The organism is Microbaculum mangrovi (assembly GCF_051390635.1).
Classification (GTDB): Bacteria; Pseudomonadota; Alphaproteobacteria; order Rhizobiales; family Tepidamorphaceae; genus Microbaculum.
In genome coordinates this window covers 840953-858745 of sequence record NZ_JBPODT010000002.1, presented here as the reverse complement: position 1 = coordinate 858745, position 17793 = coordinate 840953, and the positions used below count along the sequence as shown (strand labels likewise).

Annotated in this window: 15 protein-coding genes; 4 read left to right on the top strand and 11 right to left on the bottom strand. The window is 65.4% G+C overall.

The window, feature by feature from the left end; all coding sequences use genetic code 11:
* Window positions 1-7: 7 nt before the first annotated feature.
* From clpA to ACSF9G_RS10460, 3 genes are all read right to left on the bottom strand, one after another.
* Window positions 8-2449 (bottom strand): ATP-dependent Clp protease ATP-binding subunit ClpA, encoded by a 2442-nt coding sequence (gene clpA / locus ACSF9G_RS10470; RefSeq protein ID WP_436641241.1) that lies wholly within the window; start codon window positions 2447-2449, stop codon window positions 8-10.
* A 9-nt stretch (window positions 2450-2458) separates the two neighbouring features.
* Entirely contained in the window at window positions 2459-2785 is a 327-nt protein-coding gene (clpS, locus tag ACSF9G_RS10465) for an ATP-dependent Clp protease adapter ClpS (RefSeq protein WP_436642114.1), read from the bottom strand.
* Window positions 2786-3062: 277 nt separating this feature from the next.
* Entirely contained in the window at window positions 3063-3395 is a 333-nt protein-coding gene (locus ACSF9G_RS10460; protein WP_436641239.1) for a phasin family protein, read from the bottom strand.
* A 400-nt stretch (window positions 3396-3795) separates the two neighbouring features.
* Between ACSF9G_RS10460 and ACSF9G_RS10455 the strand changes: the two genes are divergently transcribed.
* Window positions 3796-5196, top strand: coding sequence for a serine hydrolase (locus tag ACSF9G_RS10455; RefSeq protein ID WP_436641237.1), 1401 nt, complete (start codon window positions 3796-3798; stop codon window positions 5194-5196).
* A 5-nt stretch (window positions 5197-5201) separates the two neighbouring features.
* Here the strand turns inward: ACSF9G_RS10455 and ACSF9G_RS10450 are convergent, their stop codons facing one another.
* The 5 genes from ACSF9G_RS10450 to ACSF9G_RS10430 form a co-directional block, all read right to left on the bottom strand.
* On the bottom strand, window positions 5202-5918 hold the full coding sequence (locus ACSF9G_RS10450) for a DnaJ domain-containing protein (protein WP_436641235.1): 717 nt from the start codon (window positions 5916-5918) through the stop codon (window positions 5202-5204).
* Between the two features lie 12 nt (window positions 5919-5930).
* Window positions 5931-6665 (bottom strand): vWA domain-containing protein, encoded by a 735-nt coding sequence (locus ACSF9G_RS10445; protein ID WP_436641233.1) that lies wholly within the window; start codon window positions 6663-6665, stop codon window positions 5931-5933.
* A 101-nt stretch (window positions 6666-6766) separates the two neighbouring features.
* Window positions 6767-7204, bottom strand: a complete 438-nt coding sequence (locus ACSF9G_RS10440) for a DUF1489 family protein (protein ID WP_436641231.1) — start codon at window positions 7202-7204, stop codon at window positions 6767-6769.
* Window positions 7205-7281: 77 nt separating this feature from the next.
* Window positions 7282-7998, bottom strand: a complete 717-nt coding sequence (locus ACSF9G_RS10435) for an HAD family hydrolase (protein WP_436641229.1) — start codon at window positions 7996-7998, stop codon at window positions 7282-7284.
* Window position 7999: 1 nt separating this feature from the next.
* Window positions 8000-8581, bottom strand: a complete 582-nt coding sequence (locus ACSF9G_RS10430) for a nitroreductase family protein (protein ID WP_436641227.1) — start codon at window positions 8579-8581, stop codon at window positions 8000-8002.
* Window positions 8582-8700: 119 nt separating this feature from the next.
* Here ACSF9G_RS10430 and ACSF9G_RS10425 point away from each other — a divergent pair, with 119 nt between their 5' ends.
* On the top strand, window positions 8701-10650 hold the full coding sequence (locus tag ACSF9G_RS10425; RefSeq protein WP_436641225.1) for a vWA domain-containing protein: 1950 nt from the start codon (window positions 8701-8703) through the stop codon (window positions 10648-10650).
* 20 nt (window positions 10651-10670) lie between these two features.
* The gene (locus tag ACSF9G_RS10420; RefSeq protein WP_436641223.1) at window positions 10671-11885 is read left to right on the top strand and encodes an RgsD C-terminal domain-containing protein; all 1215 of its coding nucleotides are present in this window, start codon (window positions 10671-10673) and stop codon (window positions 11883-11885) included.
* 96 nt (window positions 11886-11981) lie between these two features.
* On the opposite strand, the gene ACSF9G_RS10415 is transcribed toward ACSF9G_RS10420, so the two are convergent.
* Entirely contained in the window at window positions 11982-13952 is a 1971-nt protein-coding gene (locus ACSF9G_RS10415; RefSeq protein ID WP_436641221.1) for an acetyl/propionyl/methylcrotonyl-CoA carboxylase subunit alpha, read from the bottom strand.
* Window positions 13953-14010: 58 nt separating this feature from the next.
* The gene (locus ACSF9G_RS10410; RefSeq protein ID WP_436641219.1) at window positions 14011-15399 is read right to left on the bottom strand and encodes an L-serine ammonia-lyase; all 1389 of its coding nucleotides are present in this window, start codon (window positions 15397-15399) and stop codon (window positions 14011-14013) included.
* Between the two features lie 228 nt (window positions 15400-15627).
* Between ACSF9G_RS10410 and ACSF9G_RS10405 the strand changes: the two genes are divergently transcribed.
* On the top strand, window positions 15628-16599 hold the full coding sequence (locus ACSF9G_RS10405; protein WP_436641217.1) for an NADPH:quinone reductase: 972 nt from the start codon (window positions 15628-15630) through the stop codon (window positions 16597-16599).
* A gap of 29 nt (window positions 16600-16628) precedes the next feature.
* On the opposite strand, the gene ACSF9G_RS10400 is transcribed toward ACSF9G_RS10405, so the two are convergent.
* Window positions 16629-17735: an anhydro-N-acetylmuramic acid kinase gene (locus ACSF9G_RS10400; RefSeq protein ID WP_436641215.1), complete on the bottom strand. Its 1107-nt coding sequence runs from the start codon at window positions 17733-17735 to the stop codon at window positions 16629-16631.
* Window positions 17736-17793 lie beyond the last annotated feature (58 nt).

Genomic DNA, 17793 nt, shown 5'->3' with positions numbered 1-17793 from the left:
CCGGCGGCTACTGGCTGGCCAGCGGGATCTTCGGCACGACGGGGCCGCCGCGCTTTCCCGTGCCCGATCCCTCGCCACCCGAACCGCCGCCGGTCTTCTTTCCGGACGGACCGGGCTTCTTGGCCTTCGTGGTCTTCTTGCGCGCCTTCTTCGGCGGGCTCGGACGCGGCTCCGGCTCGATATACTCGAAGCCAAGGCGCGGCTCGGCGTCCTTGGGCGTCTCGACGATCACCTTCACCGTGCCGCCGTTCTTCAGCTTGCCGAACAGCACCTCTTCGGCGAGCGGCTTCTTGATGTATTCCTGGATGATGCGCGCGAGCGGCCGGGCGCCCATCTGCGGATCGTAACCGCGATCGGCGACCCACTTGTTCGCCTCCGGGCTCATCTCGATCGTGATGTTGCGGTCGGCGAGCTGGGCCTCCAGCTGCAGGACGAACTTGTCGACCACCATCGCCACCACTTCCGGCGGCAGGTTGTCGAACGGGATGATCGCGTCGAGCCGGTTGCGGAATTCCGGCGCGAACATGCGGTTGATCGCTTCCTCGTCGTCGCCTTCGCGCTTGGTGCGGCCGAATCCGATCGGCGCCTTGGCCATGTCGGCGGCGCCGGCATTGGTCGTCATGATCAGGATGACGTTCCTGAAATCGACGTGCTTGCCGTTGTGATCGGTCAGCTTGCCGTGGTCCATCACCTGCAGAAGGATGTTGAACAGGTCCGGATGCGCCTTCTCGATCTCGTCGAGCAGCAGCACGCAATGGGGATGCTGGTCGACGCCGTCGGTCAACAGACCGCCCTGGTCGAAGCCGACATAGCCGGGCGGCGCGCCGATCAGGCGGGAGACCGTGTGCCGCTCCATGTACTCCGACATGTCGAAGCGCAGCAGCTCCACGCCGAGCAACTGCGCGAGCTGCTTGGCGACCTCGGTCTTGCCGACGCCGGTGGGGCCGGAGAACAGGTAGCTGCCGATCGGCTTCTCGGGCTCGCGCAGGCCCGCGCGGGCGAGCTTGATCGCAGCCGACAGCGCCTCGATCGCCTTGTTCTGGCCGAACACGGTGCGCTTCAGGTTCCCGTCGATATGGGCGAGCACCTCGGAATCCGACTTCGACACGGTCTTCGGCGGAATCCGGGCCATGGTGGCGACCGTCGCCTCGACCTCCTTCAAGCCGATCGTGCGACGACGCTTGGATTCGGGCAGCAACATCTGCGAGGCGCCGGTCTCGTCGATGACGTCGATCGCCTTGTCGGGCAGCTTGCGGTCGTGGATGTAGCGCGCCGACAGCTCGACTGCCGACTTGATGGCGTCGTTGGTGTATTTGACGTTGTGGAAGTCCTCGAAATAGGGCTTGAGGCCCTTGAGGATCTTGATGGCGTCGGGAACCGTCGGCTCGGTGACGTCGATCTTCTGGAACCGGCGCACCAGGGCGCGGTCCTTCTCGAAGTACTGGCGGTACTCCTTGTAGGTGGTCGAGCCGATGCAGCGCAGCTGGCCGCTCTGCAGCGCCGGCTTGAGCAAGTTCGAGGCGTCCATCGCGCCGCCGGACGTGGCGCCGGCGCCGATCACCGTGTGGATCTCGTCGATGAACATGATGGCGCCGGGATACTTCTCGATCTCCTTGACCACCGCCTTCAGCCGCTCCTCGAAGTCGCCGCGATAGCGGGTGCCGGCGAGCAGCGTGCCCATGTCGAGCTGGAAGATCGTCGCCTTCTTCAGAACCTCCGGCACCTCGCCGTTGACGATGTGGCGGGCGAGGCCCTCGGCGATCGCCGTCTTGCCGACGCCGGGATCACCGACGAACAGCGGGTTGTTCTTCTGGCGCCGGCACAGGACCTGGATCGTGCGCTGCAGCTCGGCCTCGCGGCCGATCAGCGGATCGATGCGGCCTTCCTTGGCCTTCTGGTTCAGGTTGACGCAATAGGCCTCGAGCGCGTCGGACTTCTTCTTGTCGCCGTCCTCGCCCTCACCGGCCTCGTCCTCGGCGCCGCGCACGGTGCGCGTCTCGGAGAAGCCCGGCCGCTTGGCGATGCCGTGGCTGATGTAGTTGACCGCGTCGTAGCGGGTCATGTCCTGCTCCTGCAGGAAGAAGGCGGCGTGGCTCTCGCGCTCGGCGAAGATCGCGACCAGCACGTTGGCGCCGGTCACCTCCTCGCGGCCGGAGGACTGCACGTGGATGACGGCGCGCTGGATGACGCGCTGGAAGCCGGCGGTCGGTTTGGAATCCTCGCCGCTCTCGCTGATCAGGTTGTCGAGCTCGTTGTCGATGTAGTCGACGAGGCTCTGCCGCAGCGCGTCGATATCGACGTTGCAGGCCCGCATTACGGCCGCTGCGTCCTGGTCGTCGACCAGCGCCAGCAGCAAATGCTCAAGCGTCGCGTATTCGTGGCGCCGCTCGTTGGCGATAGCGAGCGCGCGATGCAAGGCCTGCTCTAGACTTCTCGAGAACGATGGCACGATGCGATCCTACTTCTTCTCCATGACGCACTGCAAAGGATGCTGATGCTTTCGGGCAAAGTCCATGACTTGCGTCACTTTGGTCTCCGCCACTTCATACGTATAGACGCCGCATTCGCCCACGCCGTTGTGGTGCACGTGCAGCATGATGGTGGTCGCCTCTTCCGGGCCCTTGTGAAAGAACCGCTCCAAAACGTGGACGACGAACTCCATCGGCGTGTAGTCGTCGTTCAGAAGCAGCACCCGGTACAGGCTCGGCCTCTTGGTCTTCGGCCGCGTCTTGGTGGCGGTGCCGGTACCGCTTTCGTCATCCGTCTCCCCGCCGCGCTTGGCCATGTAGAGGGGCCAGTGCCGTTCGGCCAGAGATGGCGTGATACCCTTCATTCCCGTGCGCTCTCCCGTAACTGTCAGCATCCCCTCGATCCGGGAAATCGCGATAGGTGCCTTCGAATCCCATTGTAAAAGCAGCCGGTGCGACAGGCTAGACGCTGGATGGTTAAGTTAGGAAGGAGCGGCCTCCGTTTCCAGAGGGGAGCACAAAAGCAAAAGGCCCGACCAAACGGCCGGGCCCTACGCGCTGACTAAATACGCAGTGGTTTGCGTCGAAAACGCCTTACTTGGACACCTTGGCGACCATGCCCTCGAAGGGCTTGTAGGCGTCTTTGGCCAGATCGGCATAAAGCTCGCCGACTTTCGTGGCCTGGGCGACGAAGCCCTCATAGCTCGACTTCACGTAGTCGGTCTGGATTTCCATGGCCTTGTCGATGGACTTCGCGGCCATCAGCTTCTCCATGGTGGCCGCGCTGTCCTCGAAGGACTTCTTCGAGTAGTCGGCCATCTCGACGGCGAGCGACTGCATGCCCTTGGAGAAGGAGCCGAAGCTCTTCATCGCATAGTCCATGTTGTCCTTGCCGATTTTCTGAATGTCATCAAAACCGTTGATCATGGGCGGGTCTCCTAGAACTGGGATAAGACTTCCCGGCCGGACGCATCCGGCCTTTGTGCATTGCAATCACGATATATGCAGCGCAGCATATTTGTCAATATTTTTTTGCACTGCACAAATCCGGAAACCCCGGACGCCGTAGCGGCACCCGTCTTGGTCCAACTTGCTTTACGGTTTCCTAACTGGATCGTTTATAGCTTAGCGACCGTAACAGGCATCAAAAGCAGGGACGGCCGCAGAATTGCTGCATTCGCACGGTGTAAACGGGTCGATTGCGTGGGTGTGGGGATTCCGCAAAAGGCGTCCGTCATACGCGGCGGCCGACACGAACCGGACGTCAGCGTCGCGTGGCAGCAGGCCTCGCGTAGAGGTACCGGCTCAGCGGAATGGAGATCGATCGATGATCGGCGTACTCCGGCGTATCCGGACGACAATCAAGTTGTTCACATTGGGCATCGGCGTAGCGGCGGGTATCGGCGCGGCGACGGTCGCGACCAGTCTGCTGTCCGCGCAGCCGGCCGGCGCGGAAGAACGCTACGCGGCATTCGTCATCGACGCCGCCAACGGTCACGTGCTTTTCTCGCGCTACGCCGATGACCGGCGCTATCCCGCGTCGCTCACCAAGATCATGACGATCTACCTGATGCTCGAGGATGTCGAAGCCGGTCGCATTCGCTTCGATACCCCGCTCAAGGTTTCCCAGAACGCCGCGAACCAGGCGCCGTCGAAAATCGGCGTTCGCCCCGGCGAGACGATCACCGTGGACCAGGCGATCCGCGCCCTGGTGACCAAGTCGGCCAACGACGTCGCGGTCGTGGTGGCGGAAAACCTCGGCGGCTCGGTTGCCGCCTTCGCCCTCCGCATGACGCGCACCGCCCACGCCATGGGGATGCGCAAGTCCAACTTCCGCAATCCGCACGGCCTGCCGGATTCCGGGCAGTATACGACGGCGCGCGACATGGCGACGCTGGCGATCCAGACCCAGCGGCGCTTTCCGCAGTACTACAGCTATTTCCAGACGCGCTCCTTCACGTGGAAGGGACGCACCTATGGCAACCACAACAAGCTGCTCGGCCGTGTGAAGGGCGTCGACGGCATGAAGACCGGCTATATCCGCGCCTCCGGATTCAACCTGGTCTCTTCGATGCGCCGTGACGGCCGCCACATCATTGGCGTCGTCATGGGCGGCCGTACCGGGTCCAGCCGCGATGCCCACATGCGCGACATCCTCGAAAAGAACATCCGTATTGCCTCGAAGGGTGGCGCGATCATGTTCGCCAACGCGCCGCTGCCGCGCACCCGGCCCGACCAAGCCTCGCTTCCGGTGTCGGCGACCGCGATGCAGGCCGTGCCTGCGCCCCGAATGCTGGTGCCCTCTACCACGGTTCCCGGAACGCTGGTGACGGCCGGCATGGCCGGCAAGCCGATGCCGCTGGACAGCAACGCGATGGTCGCGCTGATCGAGCAGCCGATCCAGGAACAGCCGGCCACCGAAGTCGACCAGGGCGACACGAGCTCGGACGTTCCGGAACTGGCGACCGTCTCGATGGCCACCGCGGGCGGCTGGGTGATCCAGATCGGCGCCTTCAACGACCGTCAGCTGGCGCTAGACACGCTGCAGAGGGCCAAGTCCACGGCCCCCACGGCGCTGGCGTCGGCGAAGGCCTTCACGGAGACAATCGAGAAGAACGGCGAGACCCTGTGGCGCGCCCGCTTCGCCGGATTCGACAGACTGAGCGCTGAAGGCGCCTGCTCCCAGCTCAAGCAGCGGTCGTTCGGCTGCTTCCCGGCGCGCAATTGACCGGGTCAGGAGCGGCGGCGATGTTTGCCAAGCAGAAACTCCTTGGCCTCGTTGATCTTCGCGGCAAGGTAGGTCGAACCGCCCCGGTCGGGATGGAGCTTCATCATGAGCTCCTTGTGCGCTCGCCGGATCTCGGCCTCGCCGGCCCCAGGCTCAATGCCCAGCACCTTATAGGCCTCCTCCGCCGTCATTGGCCCGGTACTTCGCGGTCCGCCCGCCCCCGCTGCCGCGTCAGTCTCTCCGTCTTCACTCCAACCGGGCGCCCGGCGGTCCAGATACGCTTCGAGTAGCTGCCGGCTCTCCGCGTCGTCGAGCTCGGACAGCATGTCCAGCAGCGTATCGACCTCAAGCGATTCAAGCGGGCTTCCCGCGTACTGCCCGCGCAGCACTGTGCCCTCCATGCGTCCGCTGTCGTGATCGAGGGTCATCTCCAGCCAGGGAGACCGCACGGTCGAGGTCTGGCCGGCCGACCGGTTCGCGCGCGACCCGAGCCCAGCGAACGGATTCCCGCCGAACCCGAACAGCGAGAACCCGACAATCGCCAGCGGCGCGGCAAGCTGCCAGCGGCCCAGCAGCGCGAGGCCGACCGCGGCGAGCAGCAAGGCCCCGGCCACGCCCTTGCGCAGACCTGCCGCGAGCGTCGCCGGGTTGGCCTTGGTGAAGGCATTCGCAGCGATCACCAGCAGGATCAGTCCGATCAGACCTAGGAGAAACGGCCCCATACCCGGCTCGCCTCAGCGCATCTGTTCGAGGAGCAAACGGGCCTGACCGCCGCCCTTCCGGCCATAATCGACCAGGGCCGCCCGGCCGCCGGCCGCATAGACGGCGACCGCCGCCAGCAGCTCGCGCAGGTGCTGTGCCGATCCGGCGTCGAACCGGCAATAGGCGCCGTTGGTCAACCGTGCGATCTCGCGGAACGCCTTCTCGGCGATCGCATCGCGGCCTTCATGGAACATGAAGGCGCGGGTGCCGGTCATGCCGATCTCGCCGGCGACGGCGCACAGGTCGTCGATGGATTCCTCCATGCAGTCACCGATGTAGACGAGCGCCTGGACGGACTTCTTGCGGGACTCGTTGCGCACGTGCGCCAGCGCCTTGCGGATCTGGGTGTGGCCACCGCGGCAATCGATCCGCGTCATCAGGTCGGCGAGCGCCTTGGGATCGCTGACCCAACGGCTCGCGCGGCACTCGTTGAAGCCACGGAAATAGAGAAGCTGCACGTCCAGGCCGCCGATCTGGGCCGTCTCGTTGAACATCTCCGCCTGAAGCTGGCAGGCGGAGTCCCAGGTCGGCTGCCGGCTCATGGTGGCGTCCAGGGCGAAGATCAGACGACCGCGCGCGCCGCCGGTGTTGGCGGGCGTCAGCGTACGCGCCTGCTTCAGGAACGTGTCGATCTCGGAGCGCGTGCTCGCCTCCTTGATCTTTCCGCCTTCCTCGCGGGCTACAGGGCTCTTTCGTTCCCCCGACATGACTCTTTGCTGCCTCCCGGGGCAATCGCTTCGCTACCCTAGTAAATTTGGCGCGTCGCGCCGAAATCGCAACCGAGGCCGGTTCGCAGCCTCGGAAAGGCCTAAAGCAGGCCCAGTTCCACAAGCTCCCGGCGCATCGCGGCCGGCATTTCGGCTATGCCGCTCGTCTTGGTCCCGAGATCCGGCGGCGCGTCCCTGGCGTCAAGATAGCGCCAGCCCTGGAAAGCGCCACGCGGGCGCGGTTCGACCAGCCGCACATCGGGATCGAGAACGATGCCGCAGCGGGCCACGCCGTCCTCTCCGGTCACCGGGCGCAGTTCCAATATGCGCTGACGGCACTGGATGATGCCTTTGATCACCCAATACAGCGACCCTCCGTCCAGGATATCGTCATGCCGCTTCGGGGTCATGCGCGTGACATGGATCTGTTCGGTAGGAATGCCGCGTCTCTGCTTGTCGGCGAGACGTTCGGCGATCCAGCCCGTCAGGTCCTCGACGGACTCCGCGCCGACGCACAGCTTGATCAGGTTGACGGTCATGCCACTGAAACTAGTCCGTTCGCCGGAAACCGCAAATCCGCCCGGTATCGCTCTCTCACGGCTGTGGACGAAGCCGGTCAGCCGTTCGTCCTTTCAAGCCACGCCACCAGGTCCGACACGCCTTCGAGTATGACGTCGGCATGCGGTTCGAGATGCGCCCTGTCGCTCGTGCCCGTCAGCACACCGACGGCCCAGCCCGCGCCGGCCGCCCGCGCCATCTCCAGGTCATGGGTATTGTCGCCGACAACGGCCACCTCGCCCGGATGTAATCCGGCCGCATCGCAAAAGGCATGGACCATGTCCGCCTCCGGCTTCGGCCGGGCGACGCTGTCGTAGCCGATCAGGTGTTCGATCCGACCGGTCAGCCCCAGTTTGTCGATGAAGGCCGCCAAGGCGATCGTGGAATCGTTGGTGGCGATACCGACATCCAGCCCGCGCTCGCGCAAATCGCGAATCAAGGCGTGTAGATCCAGCAGAGGCACCACGTTTTCTGGGCCCTTGGCAGCGCATATCGCGTCGATCCGTACCGCCAGGTCGCGCGCCTCCTCCACCCCGGCAGAGGGCCACCACAACCGGACGAGATCGCGGGTCGAGCCGGCCGCCCAGATCGACCCCGCCTTCAGGCGCCCGGTTTCGCGGTCGAGGCCGGCGGCTTCGACCAGTTCCACTGGATCGCCCGGTGGGGCGAGCTCGACCGCAAGGTGGCGGATAACCGGCGCCCAGGTGGCGTCGCAGTCGATCAGCGTGCCGTCCTTGTCGAGCAATACGCCGCGAATCCGGCGCCGCCGCCTCATGTCAGCCCCGCCACTCGGTGACGATCCTGGACAGATCGGGCCGGTCGCGCTCGCTCGGCGGTTCGGCCGGCGTGCCGATATAGACGAATCCGGCGATCCGCTCGTTGGCTTCCACCGCGAGCAACGTCGCCACATCGGCATCGAACGCCGGCCACCCTGTCAGCCACTGGCCGGCATAGCCGCTGGCGTGGGCGGCATGAAGCAGGTTCATGCACGCGGCCCCGGCCGACAGCTCCTGCTCCCAGGCGGGCACCTTGGGGTGGTCGCTCGTACGCGAGATCACCGCCACCACGAGCGGTCCGCCCGTCCTCTTGCCGCGCTCGACGGCCTCGGCCTCGGCGGACGCGTCGGGATGAGTGGCGCGCCAGATCGCCATCAGCCGATCGACGAACACGGACCGCGCCTCCCCCGCAATCACGACGAATCGCCACGGCGCCAGCTTGCCATGGTCTGGCACCCGCGCCGCGACCGTCAGGATCCTGTCCAGTTCCTCCGTCGACGGCGCGGGAGCGACCAGTTTCGCCGAGGGAATCGACCGGCGGGTCGACAGATATGTCATCAAATCGGTATTGGGCTTGTTCATAACCGTGGGGCGGCTCTTCTTCTGGGGGCCGGCGCAAGGTATCGTTGCGTGAACCTGTACCGGCAGTCTTTCGACAGGTTTCGATTTTGTAGCGCGCTCAGATCGGGATTTCCAAAGCAATGTTCAAACGAATCTTCGCATTTTCGTTGTTTCTTTTCACCGCTCTCGTTTTTCTTCCCACCGCCCACGCCGAACAGCGCAACGTGATGCTGGTGCTCGACGCCTCCAACAGCATGTGGGGGCAGATCGACGGCAAGAACAAGATCGTCATCGCCCGCGACGTGGTGCGCGACGTGCTCGGCGACATTCCCGCTGACATGAGCCTCGGCGTGATCGCCTACGGCCATCGCTCGGAAGGTGATTGCGGCGACATCGAAACCGTGATCCCGGTCGGGCCGGTCGATCCCGCGCGCTACATGTCGGTGATCGACGCGATCAAGCCGAAGGGCAAGACGCCGCTGACGGAGGCCGTGCGCCGCGCCGCGGAGGAACTGCGCTACAGCGACGTGCCGTCGACCGTGATCCTGGTCTCCGACGGCATCGAGACCTGCAATGCCGACCCTTGCCGACTCGCCGCCGACCTTGAAGCCGCCGGAGTCGACTTCACCGTCCACGTCGTTGGCTTCGACGTGAGCGCCGAGGAAGCCGCCAGCTTCTCCTGCCTTGCCGAGCGCACCGGCGGGCAGTTCTTCCAGGCGCGCAACGCCGGCGAACTGACCGACGCGCTCGACACCGCGGTGCGCGAGGTTGCCGCCGCCGAACCCGAAACCGCGCCCGAACCGGCTCCGGAACCGGCGCAGACCGGCCCGAATCTCAAGCTTTCCGCCGTTCCCGCCGAAGGCGCCGAGGTGCTGTCGTCCGGCCCGTACTGGGTGATCTACGAGGCGGAAGCCGACGAGAACGGCAAGCGCCAGGAAGTGAAGCGCAGTGGCAGTCCGGTGGCGACGCTCGAGGTTCCGCCCGGCAAGTACTGGGTCGAGGTCTCCTACAAGCAGGCCAAGCAGGCCCGCGAGATCGAGGTGCCCGAAGGCGCCGTGGCCGACGAAATATTCGTCCTCGGCGCCGGCCGCCTAACTTCTGTCGCGGTACCCTCGGAAGGCGCCCAACCGCTGGAAGAGGCGTATTGGACCCTCTACGGCAGCGAAAAGGACCTGCAGGGGAAGCGCCAGGAGATCGCCCGCTCCGGCAGCGCCAAGGGCGATTTCTTCGTGCCGGCCGGCACCTATTGGCTGGAAGGAAAATACAAGAGCGCCAGCGGCGGCAAGGAGGTCACCGTCGCGGCCGGAAAGCTCACCGAGGAAACCCTCGTCCTGGGCGCCGGCATCCTGGTGATCTCGGCGACCGCCACCGAAGGCGGCGAGCCGCTCGACAACATGCACTTCACCGTCTACGAGGCCAGCGCCGACCTGTCGGGCAAACGCAAGGAAGTGACCCGGTCCGCCCGGGACGTCGCGGAATTCGGCCTGCCCGCCGGAAAGTACCTGGTGGTCGCACGATCCGGTGAGGCGGAGGCATCGACCGAGGTCGAGGTCGCGGCCAACCAGCGCACCGAGCGCACCATCGTGATGGAACTCGGAGCACTGAAACTGTCCACCCAGGTCGCGGGCCTGTCCGGTGCCATTCCCGATGCCGGTTTCCGCTACGAAATCGAATCGGCAACGAAGGATCTGTCCGGAAAGCGTAAGAAAATCTCCGCAACGGCCAGACCGGAGCCGGTGCTACGGTTGCCCGCCGGCAGCTATCGCGTCATAGCCCGGCTGGGGAGCCAGAACGTCGTTTCCGAGACGGACGTTAGCGTCCCGGCCGGCCAGCTTTCGGAAATTACGATCGAACAGCAGGCCGGCTTCGTCCGTTTCTCCGTGGACGGCACCCCCGGGGAGCGGATTCGCTGGGAAATCGACGATGCGGCCGGCAAGCAGATCGGCGCGACGACTCGCGAAGACGTCAGCTACGTGCTGGCGCCGGGCGACTACGAAGCCCGACTGATCGTTGGCGACAAGACGGCGAACCGGGCCTTCACAGTCGTTAGCGGACAGACCCTCGAAATTGGGATGGCACCGCCGCAGTAACGGTTTTCCGCCGTTAGGGCTTGGCACGGCACGCCTTTTCGGTGCCATATTCGCGGCCCGTATTAGCGCCGTTCGCGTGTAGAGGATCCGGCTGGAACCACCGGCCGGAGATTCTACGCGACGAACCGTGCGGGGGGACCCACACCGACAAAAGCAGCCGGATGAGCCCGAGAAACGTCAATCATCACCTTCGACACCTGGCGAAAGCAGCTGTTTTCGGGATGATTTCGCTTGGATTGATGGCGGGCGGCGCGGCGGCAGAAAATCCGGCACGCGATTCTGCGGCGACGTCTTCCGATCCGATCCAAGTCGCGCAGAACACGATTCCGATTCCGCGTGAACGACCGCTGATGGTCGAGCCGCCCAGGGCCGCCCCCATGGGCGAAAGCCCGGGTGCGCCGCTCGACCTGCTCCAGGGGCTCAACATCGACCCGGACAGCGCGTTCGGCGATGCGGCCGCCGATCTCGTCCGGCCCGATCGGCAGATGCGGCTTGCCGCCCGGCTTTCCGAGGAAGGCGACGTGCTCGTCGACGGCCTGGCCTGGCGGATATACCGGGCGCAACCGGGGGTCGACGGATCGTTCGAGTTGGTCGAAGAGAGCAACGCGTCTGCGCCGATCTTCACGCTCCCTGCCGACGACTACATCGTTCACGTCTCCTATGGCCTAGCAAACACCGCCAGCCGGGTGTCGTTGCGCGAGGGACCGACCGAACAGACGCTCGACCTGAACGCCGGCGGCATGAGACTGGCGGCGATCGGCGTCCTGGACGAGCCGATCCCGGCCAAGCAAACCTCGGTATCGGTCTATTCGTCCGAGCAGGACGAGTACGGGCAACGGAAGCTTCTGGTGGAACAGGCCGAGCCCGGCAAGGTCATCCGCCTGAACGCCGGCAGCTATCACGTGGTCAGCCGCTTCGGCGACGGCAACTCGGTGATGCGCGCGGACATCCTGGTGAAGCCGGGCCAGCTAACCGATGCGACGATCAAGCATCGGGCCGCCGCCATCACCCTGAAGCTGGTCAACGAGGCCGGCGGCGAGGCGCTGGCCAATACCGCCTGGAGTATTCTCTCGCCGGGCGGCGACGTGGTGAAGGAGAGCTATGGCGCCTTCCCGACGCATGTGCTGGCGGCCGGGGAATATTCCGTCATCGCCCGCCACGACGACAAACTCTACAGCCGCGATTTCACCGTGGAAGCGGGTCGCGACGCCGAAGTCGAGATCATCGCACAGTAGGGTATTTGCGGTCGCCCGGAGCGCACGCGCCTCCAGGTCTACGAGGCTTTCGGAGCACGAGTCCCGGGTTCGCCACGGCGGACCCGGCATCGCGTCTTACTCCTCGGAGTGGATGACGATCAGTTTCTGTCGCTCGCCGACCTGATCGCCGGGACTGGCGGCGACTTCCAAGACGGTCCCGGCGCGCCCCGCAGTCAGGGTGTGCTCCATCTTCATCGCCTCGATGACGGCGAGCTTCTGCCCGCGCTCGACAGCCTGGCCCTCCTCGACATGAATGGAGACGACCTTGCCGTGCATCGGCGCCTTGATGACGGCGTCGCCATCGGCGGCTTCCAGATCGACCGAAAACGGATCGCGTGCGGCGACGAGGAACTGACGTCCGTCGACGAGAACGTAGATGCCGTTCGGGGCATCGATCAGATCGGCTTCGATCTCCTCTTCGCCGTCTTCCGGATTCGAGACGCGAACGGCCGGTTCACCATCCACCCATTCGACGGAGATGGCGTCCTGGGCCCCGTCGACGACCAACGGCTCAGCCGTCACTCGGCTCGCGCCGAGCTGGAAGCCGTCGGCGACGCTCCATGGGCTGTAGACCTCGTTGGAACGATTGAGCCGCTCCGTCTCGACACGCTCCTGCTCGCGGTCGATGAGCCGCAGCGTTCCGAGCGCAACCGCAGCCTCACGCACGCCCGGCGCGGCCGAGACGAGCGTACCGAGCTTGCGGTCGATCAGGCCCGTATCGAAGCGAACCGCCCGGAAGTCCGGATCGTCCACCAGGCGCCGAAGGAAGCCGAGGTTCGTTCGCGGGCCGGCAACGATGCTCGCAACCAGGCTCTGTGACAGCAGATCGAGTGCCTCGTCGCGGGTTTCGCCGTGGGCAATCACCTTGGCGATCATCGGATCGTAGAACGGGGTGACGTCATCGCCTTCGCCGACGCCGGTGTCGATGCGAATGCCCTCTGCCTCGAACAGCGACAGGACGTGCAGATGGCCGGTCGACGGCAGGAAACCGTTGTCCGGGTCCTCGGCGTAAAGCCGCGCCTCCACCGCATGGCCGTTGATCGCGATGTCCGCCTGCGCGAGCGGCAGCGGCTCGCCCGAGGCAACGCGGATCTGCCACTCGACCAGATCCTGTCCGGTGATCTCCTCGGTCACCGGGTGCTCCACCTGCAGGCGCGTGTTCATTTCCATGAAGTAGAATGGCGTCTCGTCCGACAGTGGCTTCGAGCCGTCGACGATGAACTCGATCGTGCCCGCGCCCTGATAGCCGACGGCAAGCGCCGCCTTGACCGCCGCCTGCCCCATCTTGGCGCGCAGGCCGTCGGTCATGCCGGGCGCCGGCGCCTCCTCGATCACTTTCTGATGACGGCGCTGCAACGAGCAGTCGCGCTCGAACAGATGCACGGCTTTGCCGTGACTGTCGCCGAAAACCTGCATCTCGATATGGCGCGGCTCGGCGACGAACTTCTCGACCAGGACCCGGTCGTCGCCGAAGGCGGCCTTGGCTTCTCGCTTGGCACCGCCCAGCGCGTCGTCGAAGTCGATCGCCTTGTCGACGCGTCGCATGCCCTTGCCGCCGCCGCCGGCGACAGCCTTGATCAGCACCGGGTAGCCGATCTCGTAGGCTTTCTCGTGCAGGAACTCCGGCTCCTGGCGGGCGCCGTGAAATCCCGGCACCACCGGCACACCGGCCTTCTCCATCAACGCCTTGGCTTCGTCCTTCAGCCCCATCGCCTTGATCGCCGATGCCGGCGGGCCGACGAAAACGATGCCGTTGCCGGCGCACGCCTCGGCAAACGCGGCGTTCTCCGACAGGAAGCCGTAGCCCGGATGGATCGCGTCCGCCCCCGCATCCTTCGCCGCGGCGATGATGCGCTCGGCGACCAGATAGCTCTCGTTGACCGCTGCCGCACCGATCGGCACGGCGACGTCGGCTAGTGTCGCATGCATGGCACCGGCATCGGCGTCCGAGTAGACGGCAACCGTCGTCAGCCCCATGCGGCGGGCCGTGCGGATTATACGGCAGGCAATCTCGCCACGATTGGCGATGAGGAGCGTCTTAATCATCCCGACTTTATGTCATCCCTGACGAAGGCGGGCAATCGGGACGGAAGTCGACCCGCGGTCAGCACTCAACGATGCTGACGGCCAGACCGCCTTTGCTCGTTTCCTTGTATTTCTCGCTCATGTCGAGACCGGTCTGTCGCATCGTCTCGATGCAGCTGTCGAGCGGCACGAAATGGCTGCCGTCGCCACGCAGCGCCAGGGACGCCGCGGTAACCGCCTTCACGGCACCCAGCGCATTGCGCTCGATGCACGGCACCTGAACGAGGCCGCCGACGGGATCGCAGGTCATCCCCAGATGGTGCTCGAGCGCGATCTCGGCGGCGTTCTCGATCTGCTCGTTGGTGCCACCGAGGGCCGCCGCTAGCCCTGCCGCGGCCATCGCCGAGGCCGAGCCGACCTCGCCCTGGCAGCCGACCTCGGCGCCCGAAATCGATGCGTTGTGCTTGATAATGCCGCCGATCGCGGCGGCGGCCAGCAGGAAGGTGCGCACGCCTTCGGTCTTCGCCTCGGGGCAATGATCGAGGTAGTAGCGGATAACGGCAGGCAGGACGCCGGCGGCACCGTTGGTCGGCGCGGTCACGACGCGGCCGCCGGCGGCATTCTCCTCGTTGACCGCCATCGCATAGACGGACAGCCAGTCCATCACCGTGTGCTCGAAGGGGCGGTTATGTCCCGCCTCGCCTTTCAGCTTGGCATGGATATCGGCGGCGCGACGTTTGACCCGCAGGCCGCCCGGCAATTGCCCGCCGGCGCCGAGTCCGCGGGTCATACAGCCGAACATTGCCGACCAGATGCGATCGAGCCCGGCATCGAGGTCGGCGCCGGTCCCACGCGACATTTCGTTGGCGCGCTTCATCTCCGCGATCGACAGCCCGGCTTCGCGGCCCATGGCCAGCATCTCGCTGGCCGTGGCGAAAGGATACGGCACCCTGGTCTCGTGGGTGAGCGGGCTTTCGTCCTCGCCCACCGCGTCGAGCTCGGCCGCCGTTTTCACGAAGCCGCCACCGATCGAATAATAGGTTTCCTCGACCAACACCGTGCCGTCCGCGGCATGGGCGAAGACCTTCATGCCGTTCGAATGGGCGGGAAGCGGGTCGCCGTAGTCGAATACGATGTCGTGCTGCGGATCGAAGGACATCGATGGCAATCCGGCCGGGGCAATGCGCTTCGTCCGGGCCACCTCGTCGAGCAGTCCATCGACGGCGTTCGGATCGACAAGATCCGGTTTCTCGCCGATCAGGCCCAGCACGACGGCGCGGTCGGAGCCATGCCCCTTGCCGGTGAAGGCGAGCGATCCGTGCAGCGAAACCGAGATCCGCGCGACATCGTCGGCGCCCCGTTTGCCCAGAAGCGACAGAAAGCGCGCCGCCGCGACCATCGGGCCGACGGTATGCGAGCTCGACGGCCCTATTCCGATCTTGAACAGTTCGAATACGGAGAGGAACATCACCCTTCTCTTTGACCGGGTAAGCCATGCGGCGTTGTTCGTGAACGCCACGACCGCCACTGCCCTTACGGAGCGATGTTATGCGCTGAAGTCGTCGGCCCTTGCAATGCCGGGCGCCGATCGGGTGTTCTCCCTGTCGGCTGTCGCGCCAATGCCGCCTACCTCCTCGCCGGCCGAACTGACAGGCGTCGGCCAACGCGCGGATCAACAACGAAAAGGGGAAACGCCATGAAGGCCGCCTACTACGAGAAAAACGGCGCCGCAGCCGATGTTCTGAGGATCGGCGAGGTCGATACGCCGGAGCCGGGTCCCGGCGAGGTGCGTGTGAAAATCGCGGTCTCGGGGGTCAACCCGTCCGACGTCAAGTCGCGGGCCGGCACCGCGCGCAAGATTGCCTTTAACCGGGTCATCCCTCATTCCGACGGCGCCGGAACGATCGATATGGTCGGCGACGGCGTTTCGCCGTCGCGTATCGGCGAGCGTGTTTGGATCTGGAATGGCCAGTGGAAACGGCCGTTCGGCACCGCGGCCGAGTACATCGTCGTGCCCGAAACCATGGCGGTCGGACTGCCGGACGGCACCCGCTTCGAGGTCGGCGCCTGCCTCGGCATTCCGGCGATGACGGCGGTTCACGCCGTATCGCTGGCCGGCGCCGCGCCGCAAACCACGATCCTGGTCTCCGGCGGCGCCGGCGCGGTCGCGAACTACGCGATCCAGTTCGCCAAGGCGCGCGGCGCGCGGGTGCTCACGACTGTCTCGTCCGCGCAGAAGGCGGCGATGGCGACAGAGGCCGGTGCCGACGAGACGATCGACTACACGCGCGAGGACGTCGGGACACGGGTCAAGGACCTGACGATGCAGATGGGTGTCGACAGCATCATCGAAATGGACCTGAGCGCGAATGCCGGGCTGATACCGCAGGTTATCAAGCCGAAGGGACAGGTGGTGATCTACGGCACCGGTCCGGAGGCAACCATTCCCGCCGCCTTCTGCCTGGTGAACACAATCCGGCTGCAGTTCTTCCTCGTCTACGAACTCGACGAGGCGGAACGGCAGGCAGCCGTCGACGAGATCAATGCCATGCTCGCGGCCGGCAAGCTCATGCATCACCTGGGCCCGGAGTTCGGCCTCGACGACATCGTCCAGGCGCACGAGGCGATGGAAGCGGCGACGATCGGCAAGATCGTCGTGCGGCCGTAAGGCGGAAACCGATAGTCCTTCCGCGCTCGTTACCGACCCTTCGCCAATACGCCGCCGGTCATCGGCGCGGGCACGCCCGTGCTGGTCGGAAAGGTCAGCGGCAGTCCGCGCATCGAGCGGACGGCCATATAGGCGAAGGCCTGCGCCTCGACGTGATCGCCCGACCAGCCGATATCTGCGCCGGTGACGACCGAACAATCGAGGCGCTCGCGCAGCATCGCCATGAGCGTCGGATTGTTTGCGCCGCCGCCGACCACGATCCACCGGCGTGCCGGCTCCGGGAACCAGTCCCGCGCCAGCGCCACCGACGCCGCGGTGAAGGCGGCAAGTGTCGCAGCGCCGTCCTCGAGTGACAGTCCGGCCAGGGATGAAACGGAAAACTCGTTTCTATCCAGGGATTTCGGCGGTCTTTTTGTAAAATAGAGTCCGGACAGAAGCTCCGCCAGGAGTGCTTCATCGATCCGGCCGCGCGCCGCGATACGGCCGCCCTCGTCAAATGCCAACCCGACCCGCGCGCTCACCCAATCGTCTATCAGGGCATTGGCGGGACCTGTGTCGAAGGCCAGCGGAGCCTCCCCACTCAGGTAGGTGACATTGCCGACGCCACCGAGATTGAGGACCGCAACGGGAAGATCGAGGCCAGCATGGGCGGCAAGCGCCCGATGGTAGACCGGAACGAACGGCGCCCCCTGCCCGCCAGCGGCAACGTCCGCGGCACGGAAATCATGGACGACATCAATGCCCAACCGCCGCGACAACGCCGGTCCGTCGCCGATCTGGACCGTCAGGCGTTTCTCCGGACGGTGGAAAATCGTTTGACCGTGAAAGCCGACGACATCGATATCGGCGACGGTCAGGCCGTTATCGGCCAGAAACGCCTCCACGGCTTCCGCATGCGCCCCGGTAACGGTGCGCTCGGCCTCGCCGACGACACCGCAACGCTCGGTTCGGTCGGAAATCCCGGGTCCCTGCGCAACCGCCTCCGCGATCGTGCGACGCTCAGCCGCAGAATAGGGTCTGCTGCCGGTCGGTCCGAACGCAAAAATCGTTTCCCCGTCCGTCTCTAGCATCGCCACATCGACACCATCCATGGATGTGCCGCTCATCAGTCCGATCACCGTCAGTGCTTTCGTCACGTGGAAGCCTCTGGTAGAGCCATGTCCGCAAACCTGATTACCCGGGATACCCAGTCGA

Coding starts and splice junctions, on each gene's coding strand:
- ACSF9G_RS10460 (WP_436641239.1), bottom strand. CDS start 3,395: ATGATCAACGGTTTTGATGACATTCAGAAAATCGGCAAGGACAACATG.
- ACSF9G_RS10425 (WP_436641225.1), top strand. CDS start 8,701: ATGTTCAAACGAATCTTCGCATTTTCGTTGTTTCTTTTCACCGCTCTC.
- ACSF9G_RS10455 (WP_436641237.1), top strand. CDS start 3,796: ATGATCGGCGTACTCCGGCGTATCCGGACGACAATCAAGTTGTTCACA.
- ACSF9G_RS10445 (WP_436641233.1), bottom strand. CDS start 6,665: ATGTCGGGGGAACGAAAGAGCCCTGTAGCCCGCGAGGAAGGCGGAAAG.
- ACSF9G_RS10430 (WP_436641227.1), bottom strand. CDS start 8,581: ATGAACAAGCCCAATACCGATTTGATGACATATCTGTCGACCCGCCGG.
- ACSF9G_RS10440 (WP_436641231.1), bottom strand. CDS start 7,204: ATGACCGTCAACCTGATCAAGCTGTGCGTCGGCGCGGAGTCCGTCGAG.
- ACSF9G_RS10410 (WP_436641219.1), bottom strand. CDS start 15,399: ATGTTCCTCTCCGTATTCGAACTGTTCAAGATCGGAATAGGGCCGTCG.
- ACSF9G_RS10435 (WP_436641229.1), bottom strand. CDS start 7,998: ATGAGGCGGCGGCGCCGGATTCGCGGCGTATTGCTCGACAAGGACGGC.
- clpS (WP_436642114.1), bottom strand. CDS start 2,785: ATGGCCAAGCGCGGCGGGGAGACGGATGACGAAAGCGGTACCGGCACC.
- ACSF9G_RS10415 (WP_436641221.1), bottom strand. CDS start 13,952: ATGATTAAGACGCTCCTCATCGCCAATCGTGGCGAGATTGCCTGCCGT.
- ACSF9G_RS10450 (WP_436641235.1), bottom strand. CDS start 5,918: ATGGGGCCGTTTCTCCTAGGTCTGATCGGACTGATCCTGCTGGTGATC.
- ACSF9G_RS10405 (WP_436641217.1), top strand. CDS start 15,628: ATGAAGGCCGCCTACTACGAGAAAAACGGCGCCGCAGCCGATGTTCTG.